15 protein-coding genes are annotated in these 16,272 nt (G+C 63.9%); 7 read left to right on the top strand and 8 right to left on the bottom strand.

What is annotated here, in order from left to right; genetic code table 11:
- Positions 1-12: 12 nt before the first annotated feature.
- Entirely contained in the window at positions 13-705 is a 693-nt protein-coding gene (locus tag P3T18_RS33840) for a tetratricopeptide repeat protein (protein WP_429304335.1), read from the bottom strand.
- Between the two features lie 375 nt (positions 706-1,080).
- Between P3T18_RS33840 and tssJ the strand changes: the two genes are divergently transcribed.
- From tssJ to P3T18_RS33855, 3 genes are all read left to right on the top strand, one after another.
- Positions 1,081-1,707 (top strand): type VI secretion system lipoprotein TssJ, encoded by a 627-nt coding sequence (gene tssJ, locus P3T18_RS33845; protein WP_429304336.1) that lies wholly within the window; start codon positions 1,081-1,083, stop codon positions 1,705-1,707.
- Between the two features lie 109 nt (positions 1,708-1,816).
- Complete coding sequence (gene tssK, locus P3T18_RS33850) at positions 1,817-3,163, top strand: type VI secretion system baseplate subunit TssK (protein ID WP_429304337.1); 1,347 nt, start codon at positions 1,817-1,819, stop codon at positions 3,161-3,163.
- The gene (locus P3T18_RS33855; protein WP_429304338.1) at positions 3,160-3,939 is read left to right on the top strand and encodes a DotU family type IV/VI secretion system protein; all 780 of its coding nucleotides are present in this window, start codon (positions 3,160-3,162) and stop codon (positions 3,937-3,939) included. The genes tssK and P3T18_RS33855 overlap by 4 nt, the downstream gene beginning before the upstream one ends.
- Positions 3,940-4,076: 137 nt before the next feature.
- Here P3T18_RS33855 and zwf read toward each other — a convergent pair whose 3' ends face one another.
- From zwf to P3T18_RS33880, 5 genes are all read right to left on the bottom strand, one after another.
- Positions 4,077-5,558 (bottom strand): glucose-6-phosphate dehydrogenase, encoded by a 1,482-nt coding sequence (gene zwf / locus P3T18_RS33860; RefSeq protein WP_429304339.1) that lies wholly within the window; start codon positions 5,556-5,558, stop codon positions 4,077-4,079.
- A 230-nt stretch (positions 5,559-5,788) separates the two neighbouring features.
- Positions 5,789-6,769, bottom strand: a complete 981-nt coding sequence (lhpI, locus tag P3T18_RS33865; protein ID WP_429304340.1) for a bifunctional Delta(1)-pyrroline-2-carboxylate/Delta(1)-piperideine-2-carboxylate reductase — start codon at positions 6,767-6,769, stop codon at positions 5,789-5,791.
- 201 nt (positions 6,770-6,970) lie between these two features.
- Positions 6,971-7,231 carry a hypothetical protein gene (locus tag P3T18_RS33870; protein WP_429304341.1) on the bottom strand — a complete coding sequence of 87 codons (261 nt, stop codon included), beginning with the start codon at positions 7,229-7,231 and terminating at the stop codon, positions 6,971-6,973.
- Positions 7,232-7,327: 96 nt separating this feature from the next.
- Entirely contained in the window at positions 7,328-7,960 is a 633-nt protein-coding gene (locus P3T18_RS33875; RefSeq protein ID WP_429304342.1) for a C39 family peptidase, read from the bottom strand.
- 45 nt (positions 7,961-8,005) lie between these two features.
- Complete coding sequence (locus P3T18_RS33880) at positions 8,006-9,346, bottom strand: NAD(P)/FAD-dependent oxidoreductase (protein ID WP_429304343.1); 1,341 nt, start codon at positions 9,344-9,346, stop codon at positions 8,006-8,008.
- A 237-nt stretch (positions 9,347-9,583) separates the two neighbouring features.
- Here P3T18_RS33880 and P3T18_RS33885 point away from each other — a divergent pair, with 237 nt between their 5' ends.
- The 3 genes from P3T18_RS33885 (at position 9,584) to P3T18_RS33895 (ending at position 12,425) form a co-directional block, all read left to right on the top strand.
- Complete coding sequence (locus tag P3T18_RS33885; RefSeq protein ID WP_429304344.1) at positions 9,584-9,841, top strand: helix-turn-helix domain-containing protein; 258 nt, start codon at positions 9,584-9,586, stop codon at positions 9,839-9,841.
- A 2-nt stretch (positions 9,842-9,843) separates the two neighbouring features.
- On the top strand, positions 9,844-11,196 hold the full coding sequence (locus P3T18_RS33890; RefSeq protein ID WP_429304345.1) for a type II toxin-antitoxin system HipA family toxin: 1,353 nt from the start codon (positions 9,844-9,846) through the stop codon (positions 11,194-11,196).
- Positions 11,197-11,570: 374 nt separating this feature from the next.
- Entirely contained in the window at positions 11,571-12,425 is an 855-nt protein-coding gene (locus P3T18_RS33895; RefSeq protein ID WP_429304346.1) for a helix-turn-helix domain-containing protein, read from the top strand.
- 128 nt (positions 12,426-12,553) lie between these two features.
- On the opposite strand, the gene P3T18_RS33900 is transcribed toward P3T18_RS33895, so the two are convergent.
- Complete coding sequence (locus P3T18_RS33900; RefSeq protein ID WP_429304347.1) at positions 12,554-14,410, bottom strand: ATP-binding response regulator; 1,857 nt, start codon at positions 14,408-14,410, stop codon at positions 12,554-12,556.
- Positions 14,380-14,913: a molybdopterin-dependent oxidoreductase gene (locus tag P3T18_RS33905; RefSeq protein WP_429304453.1), complete on the bottom strand. Its 534-nt coding sequence runs from the start codon at positions 14,911-14,913 to the stop codon at positions 14,380-14,382. Before P3T18_RS33905 ends, P3T18_RS33900 begins: the two co-directional genes overlap by 31 nt.
- A gap of 371 nt (positions 14,914-15,284) precedes the next feature.
- Between P3T18_RS33905 and P3T18_RS33910 the strand changes: the two genes are divergently transcribed.
- Complete coding sequence (locus P3T18_RS33910; RefSeq protein ID WP_429304348.1) at positions 15,285-16,232, top strand: phosphoribosyltransferase family protein; 948 nt, start codon at positions 15,285-15,287, stop codon at positions 16,230-16,232.
- Positions 16,233-16,272: the final 40 nt, after the last annotated feature.

Below are 16,272 nucleotides of genomic sequence, written 5' to 3' on the forward strand. Positions count from 1 at the left end.
TTACACGTTGGCTCAGCGCAGCGCACTGAACGGGTCGGACGCACCACCGCTTTGCGCGGCCTTGGCGGGCGCTGCGGGCGCAGGCGCGGCCGGTGCTGCGGGAGCGGCCGGGGCAGCGGCCGTTGGCGACGGCGCGGCCGGCGCGGCGGCCTCCGGTGCGTCGGCGGGCTTGGCCTTCGTGACGTGGCGAACCACGCGCTTTTTCTTGGGCGCGGGTTTGTCGCTCGGGTCGGGCGGGAACAAGGTGGCTTCGCCTAGCGTGTCGCGCAACTGTTTGGCCAGCGCCTGGGCGTCCGACTTCGCGTCGCCCGCGAGCGAGGCGTCCTGACGCAATTCGCCGAGCGATTGCGTGGCGACGCGCAAACCGGCGACCGCCAGCACGCTCTTCGCCTGACGGTCGGTCTGGTCGCGCTGCAGCGCTTCCTGCGCGGCCACGATAGCCTGACCGTAGTGACCCTGCGTGAACTGGATCTGCGCAATGCGCGACCACGGCTCTTCGCGCGTCGGATCGGTTTTGGAAAGCTGCTGATAAAGCGCGATTGCGCGATCCTGATCTCCGCCCTTGGCGACGGTATCGGCGTCCGCGAGTTGCTTATTAAAAGCCTCGGGCGTAGCCACTGTATTGTTACTCTGTGTCGCGCATCCGGCAATCACGCCGCACGCCAACACAACCCCAGATAGTTTAACTAACAGACGCTCATTCATCGTTTTTCACCGACGTGCGATTTTTTTAATTCGTGGAGAAACCGGAGTTTTGCTTTGCCTGAACTGCGCGGGTATAGTACAGGCCAATTTTCGATAATTCAACTTTCGTGTGAAGAAGCATTGCACGAAAAAAATGTATGCGGTTCATTTAAACGAAACATGTAGAAATTGTTTCCTGTTTTATTAGCGACAATCAGAAAAACGGAAAAACTTTCCATATGTGCCGTAAAGCATTGATCAGTAGCGGCAATGCAATGCGGTTTGCATTAAGCGGCAGCCTGTGGCGTTACGTTGCTAAAGCTTTAACGCGGGTTTGCTGCCTTGAATTCGTTATGGGCGTATTGACGGGGGACGGCGTCGAGCCGATCGGTGTATATGAACGGGCACATTATTCGTTATGCATCGCTATTGATTAGCGGTGCAGCTGTCTGCGCGGCTCTGGGCGGCTGCGCGGCCGCCGTGCCCATGCTGGGCGCGGCGGCCAACGCGGCTTTGCAGGCAACCGGGCTCGGCAAACCCGATCTGCCGGATGCGCAAAAGCCGCCGCTCAATGTCGGGCTCACCTTATATGCCGCGCCGAATCTGAATGCCGCCAATGACAAACGTCCATTGGCACTGGTGGTGCGGCTTTATGTGCTGAAAGACCCCACTTCATTCCAGCAGGCGCCATTCGATTCATTTACCGATCCGGCGAAGGAGAAAACCATACTCGGCGGGGATTTGCTGGGTGTGCGCGAAGTCACGCTGATCCCTGGTCAACGTTACGTTGTTACCGAAAAAGTCTCGCGTGAAGCGCAGGCATTCGGTATTGTCGCCCTATTCCGCGATCCGGCAATGCAACGCTGGAAATTTGCTTTCGATCCGGCGAAGTCGGAGAAATCCGGCATAATGATTGGCCTGCATAACTGTGCAATGACGGTGACCAACGGCACGGTGATCCCGCCCGAACAGGGATTGCCGGCGCAACCGCTGAATATGCTTTCCACGGTGAGTTGCGGCTAAAGATGCGCACCAGATACGATTTAACAATATTTAAAGAATTAACAATGCGGCGCCCTGAATCGTTTTATTCCGGGCATGCCACACGCTGAACGCATATAACAGGTTTGAGATGAGTTATTCCGCAAAAGTGCTCTGGGGGGAAGGCCTGTTTCTGAGGCCGCAGCATTTTCAGCGTCAGGACGCCTATCACGAGGCGCGCCTGTTCGAATCGATCCAGGCGATCCAGCCGTACAACTGGGGCGTGCGCTCGGTACGCATAGACCGCGATGCGCTCGGCAGCAACGTGCTGCGCGTGAGCGAGCTTTCGCTGGTGTTTCCCGACGGCGCACTCTATTCCGCGCCGCAGGCAGACGACCTGCCGCCGCCGGTCGCGCTCGATACGTTGCCCGACGGCGTCAACGAGTTCACGTTCTATCTCGCGCTGCATCCGCTGCGCGAAACCGGCGCGAATTACTCGCAGGAAAGCGACGCGAATTTCGCCTCGCGTTACGTGAGCGCGCAGACGCCGGTGGCCGACCATTTCACCGACGCCGCCGAAGCCGACATCACGTTCCTCAAAACCAGCGTCAAGCTCATCGCGCATAGCGAGCCGCGCGACCAGCTGCTGTCGGTGCCGCTCGTGCGCGTGCGCCGCACGGCCACCTCCGGTTTCGAACTCGACGACACCTTCGTGCCGCCCTGCCTCGCCATCGACGCTTCGGCAATCCTGCATCAGCGGCTGCGTCAACTGATCGACGCCCTGCAGGCCAAAGTCAACGCGCTCTATGGTTTTCACCGCGAGCCGACCAAGAACATCATCGAGTTCCGCTCGGGCGACATCGCCTCGTTCTGGCTGCTGCATACGGCAAGCGCCGCGTTCGCCGCGCTCGCGCATCTGTACCAGCATTCGGCCTTGCATCCGGAGCGGCTGTTCCAGGAATTGCTGCGCCTGGCCGGTCAGTTGATGACCTTTTCGAAGGGCTATGCGCTTTCCGATCTGCCGGCCTACCGGCACGACGATCCGGGTCCGGGTTTCGCGCGCCTCGACACGATCCTGCGCGATCTGCTCGAAACCGTCATCTCCACGCGCTACTTCGCGATCTCGCTCGAAGAAGTGCGGCCGTCGTTCCACGCGGGTCGTCTCGACTCCGGCAAGATCGACGACAAAACGCTGTTCTACATCGCCGTGTCGGCCGACATGCCCACGGCGGAACTGGTCGAAGCGGTGCCCGCGCGCTTCAAGGTCGGCGCGCCGGACGACGTCGACAAACTGGTGCTCTCGGCCATGCCGGGCGTGCGCCTCGTCTACACGCCGCAGGTGCCGCCCGCCATTCCGGTGCGACCCGGCGCGTGCTACTTCTCGTGCGAAGCGCGTGGCGCGCTGTACGAGCGCATGTTGCAGGCCCAGTCGGCCATGATTTACGCGCCGTCGGGCATCAACGATCTTCAACTCGAACTGATCGCCGTCACATCATGAGCTACGCGCCTTCCCTGTTTGGCGGCAGCACGCCTGCCGCAGCACCCGCACCGATGGTCGAGCCGAGCTATCAGGTCCGCTCGCTGCTCGATCTGCTGTACGACGGCTTTTTCATGCTGTTCCTGCTGAAGAACGGCCGCGAGCCCGGCGACGCGCAGGAATTCAGTCAGCGTATCCAGCAGTTTCTCGGCGACTTCGAACGCGGCGCGAAAAAGCTGAATGCGTCGGCGGAAGACGTGTACGCGTCCAAGTTTGCGTTCTGCGCGGCCATCGACGAATCGGTGTTGTCGTCCACGTTCCGGATACGCGGCGAATGGGAGCGCCGTCCGCTGCAACTAGTGCTGTTCGGCGAACAGCTGGCGGGCGAAAAGTTCTTTCAGTATCTGGAGGAATGCCGTGCGCAGGGCGCGGCGCGCCTGCAGTCGCTGGAGGTGTTTCACATGTGCCTGCTGCTCGGTTTTCAGGGCAAGTATCTGCTCGAAGGACCGGAAAAGCTCGCGTATCTCACGGCTCGTATCGGCGACGAAATCGCGCATCTGAAAGGCAAACGGGCACCGTTCGCGCCGCACTGGCCGCTGCCCGATCAGGTCGCGCACCGTCTGAAACGCGAGGTGCCGCTGTGGTCGATCGGCGCAGTGTTCGCGCTGGTTGGACTGCTGGCCTTCCTCGGGCTGAACACGTATCTGCGCGATCAAACCTTGCGCACGCTCGCGCCGTATTCGCAGGTGGTCAAACTCGGCCCGCAATCCGCCACGTTGACCATCTCGTTGCCGTAATCGCGCCCAGCTTCGGCGCAGAGAAAAACGCCGCGCGAAAACGCCGCGCGACGCAGAGCAACCAGTTGCAAAAAGTAAAAAAGCCCGCGAAAACGCGGGCTTTTTTCATGGCGAAGCGGCTTGTCGACGCCCGCGGATCACTGCGACTCTTCGGCCCACACCGCGTTTTCACGCGCCATCAGTGCCGTGGATGCCGCCGGTCCGAACGTGCCCGCGGAATAGCCGCGCGGCTTGTCGCCCGACTTGGCCCAGCCTTCCAGAATCGGCTCGGCCCACGCCCACGCCGCTTCGAGTTCGTCGCGGCGCATGAAGTGCGTGAGGCGTCCGCGAATCACGTCGATCAGCAGACGCTCGTAAGCTTCCGCGCGACGCTCCGTGAAGGCCTGCTGCAGGTCGAGGTTCAGATTCACCGGCAACATGTGCATGCCGCTGCCCGGTTCCTTGGCGAGCACCTGCAACTGGATCGACTCTTCCGGCTGCAACTGGATCACGAGACGGTTGCCGTAATTGCGTCCACCGCTCGGAATGATCGAGAACGGCAGATCGGAAAACTCGATCACGATCTCCGACACTTTCTTCTGCATGCGCTTGCCGGTGCGCAGGAAGAACGGCACGTGCGCCCAGCGCCAGTTGTTGATATGCGCGCGCAGTGCGACGAAGGTTTCCGCGCGGCTGTTGGCCGGCACGTTCTCTTCTTCGAGGTAGCCCTTGACGGCCTCGCCGCTCACCGCGCCTGCCGTGTACTGACCGCGCACGGTGTCGCGCACGATATCTTCGGGTGTCATGGGACGCAGCGAGCGCAGCACCTTCAGCTTTTCATCGCGCACCGCATCCGGATCGAGCGAAACCGGCGGTTCCATGGCGACGATGCACAGCAGTTGCAGCAGGTGGTTCTGCACCATGTCGCGCAAGGCGCCAGTCTTGTCGTAGAAACCCGCGCGCGTGCCCACGCCGACGGTTTCCGCGACCGTGATCTGCACGCTCTTGATGTACGGAGCCTGCCACAGCGGTCCGAAAATCGGATTGCCGAAGCGCAGCACCATCAGGTTCTGCACCGTTTCCTTGCCGAGGTAGTGGTCGATGCGGTAGATCTGCGCTTCGCTGAAATGCTTGCCGACCTGCGTGTTGATTTCCTGCGCGGAAGCCAGATCGTGACCGAGCGGCTTTTCCAGCACGACACGCGAATTGCCGTCCACCAGACCGGCGGCCGAGAGGTTCTCGCAGATGTTGGTGAACAGGTCCGGCGAGGTCGCCAGATAGAACACGCGGCGCACGTCGGGGCGCGAGACTTCCTTCAGACGCTGATAGTCTTCCACCGAGTCGACGTCCATCCGCACGTACTCGAACAGCGCAAGGAATTTGTCCCAGGCGGCGGCGTCGAACGCCTTCTTTTCGATGAAGGGCTTGGCCTTCAACTCCATGAATTCGTTGATGTACTCCTCACGCGACCACGGCTTGCGGCCAATCGTGAGAATGCGGGTGTCCGGCGGCAGATTGCAGTGCAGATGCGCCATGTAAAGCGCCGGCAGCAATTTGCGGAACGACAGGTCGCCGGTGCCGCCGAAAATGATCATGTCGAGCGGCAGGTCGGGAGTGGCAGATGCGTGTTGGGTCGTCATAGCGCGGTCGCAGCGTCGTGATGAACAGGCGGAGAGCCTGGGGCGGAAGCCAGTATCGGTGCCGGATGAACGGCACTTTTTTCTGGCAAACGCCTATGGTGCAACGTTTTGAGATTGTTTGCACGGCAACATGTGCCTCAGGTTGGCGCAATATGCCAACCCGGCCCGCGCGCGGCCCTTGCCGCCGCGCTCCCGCGGGCCATTCCGGCCGTCTGACGGCACGGGCGAAATCAGCCGGCCGACAACGCTTCCCGCGCGACGCGGCACGCTGCGAGATCCCATGCGGCGCAACCGACGCTTTTGAACACCACCGGCTGGCCGTCAGGCAACGCGGCCGTCTGTTTTAGCACCGCGGCAATGCCGCGAACCTGCGACCAGTCCACGCCGGCCTGAATGAAGTCGCCGGCTTCGTGCTTCGCGCCCGCTTCGTCGTCGACGAAAAGCGCACTGCCCGCGAGCGTCTGCGTGCCGATTTCGACCATGTGCGGCGTGAACGCGCCGACGCCGATGACGAGGCGTCCGGCCCGCGCAGGCTCGTCGTAGACCGCCTGCCGGCTGGTGGTGAGCGCGATCACCACGTCGACCGCGTCGGGCACGCTCGCGGCCTCAGCCATCAGCGGACGCAAGCCGGCCAGCTTGCCGCGATGCGCGGCGCAGAACGCTTCCGCCCGCGCGGGCGTGCGCCCCTTCACCCAGACGCGCGCCTCGGGATACAACTCGCCGATCGCTTCCAGATGATTGGCGGCCTGTGTTCCGGTGCCGATCAGCAGGAATTCGCGCGGCGCGGCGCCGGCGAACGTGCTGAAAGTGCTGACGCCCAACATCGACATCGCCGCCGTGCGGCGTCCCGTGACCGTCGGTCCGTCGAGGATGAACAGCGTCTCGCCCGTGTCGGCGTCGAACGCCATGACCTGACCGTGGATCGTCGGCAGATCGCGCGCGCCGTTGCTCGCGCACACGTTGACCAGCTTGTGGATCGCCAGATCGGGCGCGGTGGCCGGCATCGACAGCATGATGCCGCCTGCGTTGAGCGGCACGACAAGTCGTTCGGGACTGACGATGCGCTGCTCCGCGTAGTCGACGCTCGCGCGTCGCAGCGCGTCGACCAGCGTTGCGTACGGAATCAGACGCGCGGTGGCGGCGGCGTCGAAAACAGGCGTGGTCGGGCGGACGGTGGGCGGCGTCGTAAGCGGGGTCGTAAGCGGCGTCATAGGCGTTTCGTTCAACTCCTGGCGAGGTTTATCGTTGATGAGTCACGCACGGCGGGTCTGCGGATTCCTGCCGAACCTCGGCAGATTCTTCAGACCCGATGACGCAAGCGTGCCACAACTGCGCCTTGCGTCAAAACAGGCGCACCGCCAACTGTCGATAAACCCTGCACTGGGCAAGTCAGCCGCGCGACGCCCCGCCGCTCATTGCGAATTGCTTTTCGCGTCGCCCTTCTTGCCGTCCTTGAACATCGCGCGGCAGCCCGGACTCAACTCGTCCATGTGCTGCTTCATGCACGCCTTGATTTTTTCCTTGTTCGGAATCTCCGCGGAACAGAAATGCATCGCGTCGCCGCGGCAGGCGTGCGCCTGTTCGTCCTCGGTGGCCGCGTTCGCCGAGCTGAACGAATTGAGCGCGCCGAGCGTGATGACGCTGGCGGCAAGCAGGAAGTATGTCTGTTTCATGTTCGATTCCCGTATCGCTAAGGTCGGTATGACAGCACAGCACCCAGCAGAAAACGGGCCCGATCAGCGCGTCGGCCTTCACCGGCGCGCGGCCCGTCAGCGCGCCGTCCGCGTAAGGACCATGCCGCGTCCCGCGTAAAAGCGCGCCATGGTGGCGAGCGGCAGATACGCATCCGCCTGATGCGGCGCGATACCCGACGGATTGTGAAACCATACGCCTTCCCGATCGCGCCCGTGCAGCAGCACCAGATGACCGCCACGGCGCTCGTTGGGACGATCCGGATAGCGGATCTCCGGACTCACCGAGGCGATGACGAACGTGTCGTGGTCGATACGCGTCGCGAGTTCTTCAAGCGTCGCCTGCGGCAGAACGTCGACGTCGATACCGAAGGCCGCGCCGACCCACTGCGCGAACGGCCGATAAATCAGGCCGTCGACGCCGCCGTCCTCGCGCAGCCGGTAGACACCGTGCTGCAACGCTTCGTCGAGCAAGGCCGCGCGCGACGCGTGAGCGATGCGCCAGTAGTCCAGCACGGACTCGAGGCAAGTGAGTCCGCACAGGCGTTTGGCCCAGAAGCGATAGCGCTCGGGATCGGTAAAGCCGCTGCGCTGCCACGCGGGATCGTCGCACGGATCGCGCCGCTCCTCGACGATCGGGCGCACCCAGTCGGGACTGCCCCATTGCGTGTAGTACGGCACGTCGGCGTGGCGCAAGATCGGTTCGCTCATGGATTGCGTGAAAGCTGACTCGGGACGGGAAGCTGCGCGCATGCGTCAGAGCATGCTGCGCGGCCGCTGCATCGTGCCGTCGAAGAAACGCTGCAGCCGGAACGCGGAGAGATCGAGCGACGGTGTGCCGCCATCGTTCAGCTCGGCGAGCAGCTTGCCGACGATCGGTCCCATCGCGAAACCGTGGCCGCAAAAGCCGGTGGCGATGGTCAGACCGCTGACCTGTGCCGGCGCGTCGATCACCGGAATGCCGTCGGGCAACACGTCGATCAGACCGGCCCACGATTCGACCACCTGCGCATCCTTCAACGCGGGAAAGAGCGCGCGCAGCTTCTTCAACGCGCGCGGCGCGTGGCTTACGTTTGGCTGCGGATGCGGGTCGCGCGGATGCAGCACGCGCTCCGCCTGCGACACGCCGCCCGGCAGACGCGCACGCAGATCGCCCAGACAGGCGCCGTTCAGATGAAAGCTGAACTTCTCGCGCTGCGCCCACAATTCCGGCAGAAACCATTTGAGTGCGCGGAAATGACCGAGCGTCATGTCGACGTCGACCTGCATGTCGTCGGCGAGATTGATCGTGCCGTTGGCGCGTTGCCGCACGCCGAGGCCGTGTCCCCAGAAGGTCGAGGCCGTGATGCGCGGCAGCGCGTTGGTGCGCATGCAGGTGCCGCGTACCGCCTGTTGCGGCAACTCCAGCCCGAGCGTTTTCAGCAAACGCCAGCTGCTTGCGCCGGCCGCGCAAATGAAGCGCGACGTGCGAATGCTGCCGCGCTCGGTGACGACGCCGGCAATCGCACCGCCCGCCCGCTCCACGCCCACCACGCCGCAGCCTTCGAAAAACAGCGCGCCGGCTTCCGCTGCCCGCGCAGCAAACGCGGCGGCGGCGCGACGAGGTTCGGCCTGACCGTCGCTCGGCGTGTAGAGGCCGCCGAGCGCCGGACCTTGCATGCCGGTCACCACGGTGTCGATCTGCCGGCGATCGAGCGTGCGCGTGTCGAGCCCGTGCTGGCGCGCGACGTCCATCCATTGCTGGAACGACGCCCAGTCTTCTTCTTTGGACGCCACGTAAAGGCAGCCGCCCTGGCGCCATTCCAGATCGAAGTTCAGCTCGCGCTCCAGCTCTTTCCACAGGCCGATGCCCGCCATCATCAGCGGCACTTCGGCGGCCTCGCGCCCCTGCTGACGCACGAAACCCCAGGCGCGCGACGACTGCTGGCCGGCGATGCGCGACTTGTCGAGCACGACCACCGAGAGACCGCGGCGGGCGAGATAGTAGGCCGCCGCGCAGCCCATGATGCCGGCGCCGGCAATCACGACATCGGCGTGGCGGGGGAAGACCTGATCGGCGGAGGTGAAGCTTGCGTGCAGCGGGTAAGTCGTGGTCATCGGCTCTTTGGACGGACGGGTTTTAAGCGTGGCCGTCATCTTCGCAGGCGGGCCGGCGCACCGCAATGCTGGGCCGGTGGAAGGTGTGGCGCGGCGAGTTTCAGTACAAATATTCGTTACACGAATATTTGGCGTTTATTCGCCAGACAGATATTTGGCTTTTATTCGTCTCACGCATATTTGACAAATATTCGCCACACGAATAAAGTGATTTTATTCGTCTCACGGATATTTATCATGCTCCACCTCGTCGCGACACCAGACCAGATGGCTCAACTCCTGACGGCCGGGCGGCGCCAGGCGGGCTTCACCCAGGCGGAAGCCGCCGCGCGCCTCGGGATCAGCCAAAGCCGCATCTCGGCGCTCGAGACCGACGCCTCTGCGCTCACGCTCGCGCAACTACTCGCGCTCTGCGGCATATACAGGCTGCAATTGCACGTGCTCGACAAACATCAGCCGGTCGCCGCGCCGCCGGCACCTTCAGTCGAGTGGTGAGCATGGGCCGACTTACTCACTCGCGGGCGTTGTCGGTATGGGCCAACGGCGAACGCATCGGCGTCTGGCGCACACCCACGCGCGGGCCAATGGAATTCTCGTACGATCCCGCGTGGCTTGGCTCGCCGGCCGCTCGTCCGCTCTCGCTCTCGCTGCCGTTCACGCCGAGCAACATGGCGCACAAAGGGTCGCGGGTGCTCAATTATTTCGACAACCTGTTGCCGGACAGCGAAGCAATCAGAAAACGCATTGCCCAGCGCTATCGAACGGACACGCTCGAGGCGTTCGACCTTCTGCAAGCCATCGGTCGCGATTGCGTCGGCGCCGTGCAACTCCTCGCGGAAGACGAGACGCCCGATGGCGTAGACCGGATCGACGGTACGCCTGTGTCAGAGAGCGAGATCGAAGCCATGCTGGCGCGCACAGCGGGCTCGTCGGCGCTCGGGGCGCGCGATCAGACGGACCTCGATGCGGACAACTTCCGCATTTCGCTCGCCGGCGCGCAGGAGAAAACCGCGCTCCTGTGGCACGACGGCAAGTGGCATCGGCCGCACGGCGCCACGCCCACCACGCACATCCTCAAGTTGCCACTCGGGCTGGTCGGCAACCGGCTGGCCGACCTCAGCACGTCGGTCGAAAACGAATGGCTGTGTCTGCGAATTCTGCGCGCTTATGGGCTGCCGGTCGCCGAGTCCGAAATGCTCACGTTCGGCAAGGCACGCGTGTTGAGCGTAGCGCGCTTCGACCGGCAATTGCATTCGAGCGGGCAATGGTGGCTGCGCCTGCCGCAGGAAGACTTTTGCCAGGTCTACGGCGTGCCCTCGCATCGCAAATACGAAAACGAAGGCGGCCCGGGTGTGGTCGATCTCGCGCGGATTCTTCAGCAGTCGGTGGCGGCGCGTGAAGACATCGAAACGCTGCTGGCGAGCCAGATCCTGTTCTGGATGCTCGCGGCACCCGACGGCCACGCCAAAAACTTCAGCATTCGCCTGCTCGCCGGTGGTCAGTACCGCCTTACGCCGCTGTACGACGTGATGTCGATCTGGCCGGTGGAAGGCAACGGCCCGAACCAGTGGTCGTGGTTCAAGGCGAAGCTGGCCATGGGCATGTGGTCGCGCAGCAAACACGATGCGTTCCGCGACGTCCAGCGTCGCCACTTCAACGCGATGGCGCTCAAGTGCTCCCACGGCGCGGACGCCGAACCGCTGATCCAGCGGCTCATCGAGCGCACGCCGTCGGTCATTGCGCAGGTCTCGTCCGAACTGCCCGAGCGCTTTCCCGCCAGGGTGGCCGAGCGGATTTTCGCAGGACTGCAAAGCTCGGCGGCCAGGCTCGAGAAGATGCCGCCGCTGTGAGCACCACCTCGCCCCCGCCCCGCCCGAAAAGGCGGCGCGAATGGCGGCAATGCACGAGTCAAAGAGTATCGGCTGCCTCAGCCCGCCTGATATATTTCTTACAGCTAACTGGGAATTAATCGGTAAAATAGACCCGATGCAAAATGCATACAAATTGTGCGACAAAGGTTGATTCACCGCTTCGATAGCCTGCATTTTCCTTGCACCGGCGGGCTTGGAAGCGGTCACATAAAAATACAGACCGCGATAGGTTTTACGGTACATTGGCTGTCCCCCGCAGCCGCCGTCCGTGCCCGGCGGACGGGCGCGGCGGCGTTGCCGCACACCGTATCGCGGCCCCACCAGCATCTTCAAGAGGCGGATTTTCACGCAGTATGGCGAACGAAACGAACTCACCCGACTCCATCGCAGTCGCCGAGCGCGTGCGCGAGTTGATGAGCCGGCACGGCATCGGCAAACGCCAGCAAACCACCGAGCTGTGCCGCATCCTCGACCTCAGTTTTTCGCAGGGGCACCGCAAGCTGCGCGGCAATAGTCCCTGGACTCTCTCGCAGATCAAAAAGGTTGCCGAAGTGTTCGGCGAGCCGGCCGCGCAGCTGTTCGGCGCGCAGTCGCTCGATCCGGGCATGGTCGGCGCGATCGCCCAGGAAGCCGTGTTCAGCGTCGGCGCGCTCGAGTTGCCCTGCACGGCCTGGGTCGGCGCGGCGCTCGAACCGGGCAGCCGTCCGGAATTCGTGGCGTATTCGAAACTCGGCCAATGGCGCGTGGCGCGTCACGACGGCGCGCTGTATCAGAGCGCTTACGAAGTCCATAAGATCGAAATTTATCCGCGTCGCCCCGAAACCGACAAACCGACCATTGCGGTGGTCGACGACGATCAGGCCTCGGCCGACAACCTGCGCGACTATCTGGAGCGCAGCGGTTTTGCCGCGGTGGCGATCTACGGCCTCGCGGCCTTCGCGGAGCAGTTGCAAAGCCAGGTGTTCGACGGCGTGGTGATCGACTGGCTATTCGGCTCGCAAACCTCGGCGGCGGCGATCCGCGCGGTGCGCGCGTCGGAGAATCCGGATGCGCCGATTTTCGTGCTCACCGGCGAGTTGCTCACCGGCAAGGCCAGCGAGTCGGAAATCAGCCAGGTGATCCGCAATTACGACGTCGCGTGCTACGAAAAGCCCGCGCGCATGGCGATTCTGGTCGCCGATCTGTCCAAACGGCTGAACCGGCCGTAAGCGCCAACCCTGCCGAGCCTGCCGAGCCTGCATTGAGCAAGCCGGCAAAATCTTCAGGCTGCATGAAAAGGTGCGTGCTCGGTCCGATGCCCACCGTTTCTGCACTTCGCCTGATCCGGCATGGCGCGTCACGCCATGTGCCGCGAAGCCAGCGCGCGCTGCAGCGCATGGCGCAAGTCCTCGTAATGCACCGGCTTCAGAAGCGCCTCGAAGAACGGCGGTGCGCGATCCTCTTCTCCGGCTCCGGCCATTCCCTCCGCGCCCGCCTCGGGCGCATAAGCGCTGACCACGATCACCGGCACACCTGCCGATGGACCGCGACGCGCGGCGAAGTCCGCGAGAAACGCGTAGCCGTCGCGCTCGGGCATGTGCAGATCGAGCAGCACCACGTCGCAACGCCGCGTGTCGAGCCAGGCGAGCGCGTCGTCGGCGTTGGAGACTGCGTGCGCATCGAACTCCATGTGCGCGACCATTTCGCCGAGCGACTCGCGCATCAGCGGATTGTCGTCGACGATCAGCACGCTGGGGCGCACGTCACCCGCGCCGGCCCGCACCGCGACATCCGGCGTCGCCGCGACCGCGACGGCGGCCACCGGAATGGTCACCGTAAACGTGGTGCCCTCGCCCACCTTGCTCGCGACGTCGACCGTGCCGCCGAACAGCTTGACGAGTCCCTGCACGATGGCGAGGCCCATGCCCGCGCCCTCAAAGCGTCGCGTGCGCGACGAATCCAGTTGCGTGAACTCCTGGAAGATCAGCGGAATCTGTCCGCGCGGCACACCGGGCCCGGTATCGCTGACGACGAACACCAGCAGCGCCGGCTCCTGCCGCAACGCCACCCGCACGGTGCCGGTTTCGGTGTAGCGGATCGCGTTGGTCACGAGGTTATTGACGATCTGGCGGATGCGATGCGGGTCCGACTCGACCGGACCGCTCACGCCGCTGACCTCGCTCTCCAGTGCCAGGCCGCGCGCCGCCGCCGACATGGCGTGTTCGTCCACGATCGAGGCGAGCAGATCGCGCGGCTCGAACTGTTCGTGGCGCAATTCGAGCTTGCCGGCGCCAAGGCGCGCGTAGTCGGTGAGGTCCTTCATTTGCGCTTCGAGATGCCGCGCGGCGGTGTCGAGCCGCTGGATCACCTTGCGGTCGGCCTCGGACTGAAAGTTGAAACCCAGCAGTTCGATCGACGACACGATGGCGTGCAATGGCGTGCGCAATTCGTGGCTGATCATGCCGAGAAACGCGTCCTTGGCGAGACTTGCCTCGCGCGCCGCGCGGCTCGCCTGATGCTCGGCTTCCAGCGCGGCGTGCTGCTGACGCATCAGACGCGTGCGGCGCCGGCCGTTGAACACCAGCAGCGTGGTCGCGGCCGCGGACAGTAGCAGCAGCATCAGACCACCGGCGAACAGCATGCGGCGCTTATCGATGAAGTCGCGGTTCATGGCTTCGCGATCGGCCACGTCGGTCAGGCGGCGGCTCAGCGCCAGATCGTTGACCTCGTTCCAGTGCTGGCGCAATTGCGCGACGATCTGCGCGGCGCGGCGCGGATTGGCCGGCAAGGCGCCGACTTCGGGCTCCACGTCGCCGAGCAGATGATTCAGCGTATCGATCTCGTCGATCTGGCGTTGCAGCAGTGCGATCTGCGTGGTCAGGCGGCGCGTCGAACCGGCCATGACGTTCAGCTTCGATTGCAGCAACTGGAAACGCAAGGTGAGACGCGGGTAGTCGTCGTCCACACCGGACTGATACAGCAGCAGCTGGTTCTCGAAACGCGCGTAGGCAATCTGCAACTGCGCGGCGTCCCAGTAAAAGCCGTCGTAGGTGCCGGTCAACTCGCCGGTCGCACGTGGATTGAGCAGGTTGGCGTAGAGCAGATAGCCGATCGCCCCGACCGGCGCGGCGAGCGCCGTCAGCCAGATCAGCACGTACAACGCGCGACGCCACGGATGGCGCGCTATTTGACGATGAGGGCCTTGATCTGCCATACGAATTTCGAATCGCTCGACGCGCCGCTGAGTTCGTCAGGGAACGCGTCGCGCGGATAGATGAGAAACAGCGGCCCGAAGTCGCTGATCTTCAGGCGCCGGCCGTTCATGCTGTAGGCCACGATCACGCCATAGCGATCGCAGTCGGAGACGGGCACGGTATAGGTGTAATCGTCGAGCGTATGGATCTCGACCTCGTTGCCGCGCGCGCCGACAGTCTTCAGGATATCCGCCAGCAACGGTCCTGTGAAGGTGGAGCGCGGCGTCCAGGTGGTCGAGGTGGTAATCGAATGCGTGGGCAACGCGAGCAGCTGCGCCTCGTTGAAATGGTAGACGGTGTGCGCGGCGTCCGTGGTCTTGCCGATCTTGCCTTTCACATCGAGCGTCAACGCCGGCTGTGACTGCGCTTGCGGTTGCATCTGGGTCTGGCTTTGCGCACGCGCGCTCGTGGCGCCCAGTGCTGCGAGCGCCGTCAGCGCCACAAATGCGAGCAGCAGGCTCATCGCCCGGCTTGCGTTCCTGAAGACGTGCGCGAGCTTTTGCTCGATCCCTGTTGCGCGCGCATTGCACGCGTCGATGTTGCTGGTCTCGTCGATCATCGGCTTTCTTATTCCATCATCGGTTTTCTGCGGACGGCATCACACGGCATGCTCACGCGTCATTGCCGCCGTTCCTGCTTTATGTACGCCTCACGCGCGCGTCGCCCCGGCGCGCGCGATCCTTGAACCGCATGCATAATATCGCCAAAAATCTTTGTCTCAAAAACGGAGGGTCGGCGCCGCATCACGCCGGGCGCCGCTCTGCATCATCGGAACAAGCGCGGAACAGCCCCGCGAACGTCCTCTCACGCAAGCAACGCGACGTCACACGAGTCATGAACAAGCCGGTTTTGCCCCTGACTTACGAACAGCTGGACCACTGGATCGAATCGCTGCAACCCACCTTGCTGGCGCAACGCTTCACGATGTCGATCGGCATTCTGCGCGGCGGCGCGCCGCTGGCCCTGATGGTCTCGCACGCCATCGGCGCGCCGGTCGCGTTTCTGCGCTACGACCGGCAAAGCCGCGCCGTCACGTGGGACTCGACGCTGCCGGTGCCGCCGGCGGGTTCGACCGTGCTGCTGTGCGAGGACATCGCGGGGCGCGGCCACACGCTCACCGACTGCATCACATTTCTGCGCGAACGCGGCCTCGACGTGAAAACGCTGACCGGCGCGGTCGACGACCTGAGCCGCACGCAACCCGATTACGCCATCGACGCGCGCGGCTACTTCGCGCTCTTTCCATGGGAACGCCAGGCGCATACGCAAGGCTATCGTGACGACTGGGCACGCGTCGAAACAGGCGACGCGTCCGCGATGGCCGACGATCACGAATACGCGACCTACGCGATCGACCTCGACGGCATTCTGCTGCCCGACGTGCCGCTTGCCCGTTACGACGAAGATCTCGCCGCGGCGCTCGCCGAGCGCGATGCGCTGCTGCCGTTCGAGGTGCTGCCGGACATCGATTTGAAAAAGGTTCGCACGATCATCACGGGCCGGCCCGAAGCGGACCGTGCGCGCACACGGAACTGGCTCGAACGTCACGGCTTCGGCCATCTGCAACTGGTGATGCGCGCACCCGACACGCACGACGAGAGCACCGCCGACGCCGCCGCGCACAAGGCCGACGCCGCGTTGCGAGGCGGCGTCACGCATTTCGTGGAAAGCGATCCGGTGCAGGCCTTGCTGATCGCGCAACATGCGCCGTTGCTGCGCGTGATCTGGTGGGACGCCCGCACGCAAACGGGGCGGCTGGTGAGCGCGCGAGCGTGGGCGTGAGGTAATCGGCTAAAGCACGGCGCCCTGATCCGGCACACAC

Origin of the sequence: Paraburkholderia sp. GAS199, from assembly GCF_050436585.1 — a bacterium.
Taxonomy (GTDB): Bacteria; Pseudomonadota; Gammaproteobacteria; order Burkholderiales; family Burkholderiaceae; genus Paraburkholderia.

Excerpts from the sequence above, each read along its gene's own strand:
- P3T18_RS33880 (WP_429304343.1), bottom strand. The coding sequence starts at position 9,346 with ATGACCACGACTTACCCGCTGCACGCAAGCTTCACCTCCGCCGATCAG.
- P3T18_RS33885 (WP_429304344.1), top strand. The coding sequence starts at position 9,584 with ATGCTCCACCTCGTCGCGACACCAGACCAGATGGCTCAACTCCTGACG.
- zwf (WP_429304339.1), bottom strand. The coding sequence starts at position 5,558 with ATGACGACCCAACACGCATCTGCCACTCCCGACCTGCCGCTCGACATG.
- tssK (WP_429304337.1), top strand. The coding sequence starts at position 1,817 with ATGAGTTATTCCGCAAAAGTGCTCTGGGGGGAAGGCCTGTTTCTGAGG.
- lhpI (WP_429304340.1), bottom strand. The coding sequence starts at position 6,769 with ATGACGCCGCTTACGACCCCGCTTACGACGCCGCCCACCGTCCGCCCG.
- P3T18_RS33900 (WP_429304347.1), bottom strand. The coding sequence starts at position 14,410 with ATGGCAGATCAAGGCCCTCATCGTCAAATAGCGCGCCATCCGTGGCGT.
- P3T18_RS33840 (WP_429304335.1), bottom strand. The coding sequence starts at position 705 with ATGAATGAGCGTCTGTTAGTTAAACTATCTGGGGTTGTGTTGGCGTGC.
- P3T18_RS33895 (WP_429304346.1), top strand. The coding sequence starts at position 11,571 with ATGGCGAACGAAACGAACTCACCCGACTCCATCGCAGTCGCCGAGCGC.
- tssJ (WP_429304336.1), top strand. The coding sequence starts at position 1,081 with ATGAACGGGCACATTATTCGTTATGCATCGCTATTGATTAGCGGTGCA.
- P3T18_RS33890 (WP_429304345.1), top strand. The coding sequence starts at position 9,844 with ATGGGCCGACTTACTCACTCGCGGGCGTTGTCGGTATGGGCCAACGGC.
- P3T18_RS33855 (WP_429304338.1), top strand. The coding sequence starts at position 3,160 with ATGAGCTACGCGCCTTCCCTGTTTGGCGGCAGCACGCCTGCCGCAGCA.
- P3T18_RS33870 (WP_429304341.1), bottom strand. The coding sequence starts at position 7,231 with ATGAAACAGACATACTTCCTGCTTGCCGCCAGCGTCATCACGCTCGGC.
- P3T18_RS33910 (WP_429304348.1), top strand. The coding sequence starts at position 15,285 with ATGAACAAGCCGGTTTTGCCCCTGACTTACGAACAGCTGGACCACTGG.
- P3T18_RS33905 (WP_429304453.1), bottom strand. The coding sequence starts at position 14,913 with ATGAGCCTGCTGCTCGCATTTGTGGCGCTGACGGCGCTCGCAGCACTG.
- P3T18_RS33875 (WP_429304342.1), bottom strand. The coding sequence starts at position 7,960 with ATGAGCGAACCGATCTTGCGCCACGCCGACGTGCCGTACTACACGCAA.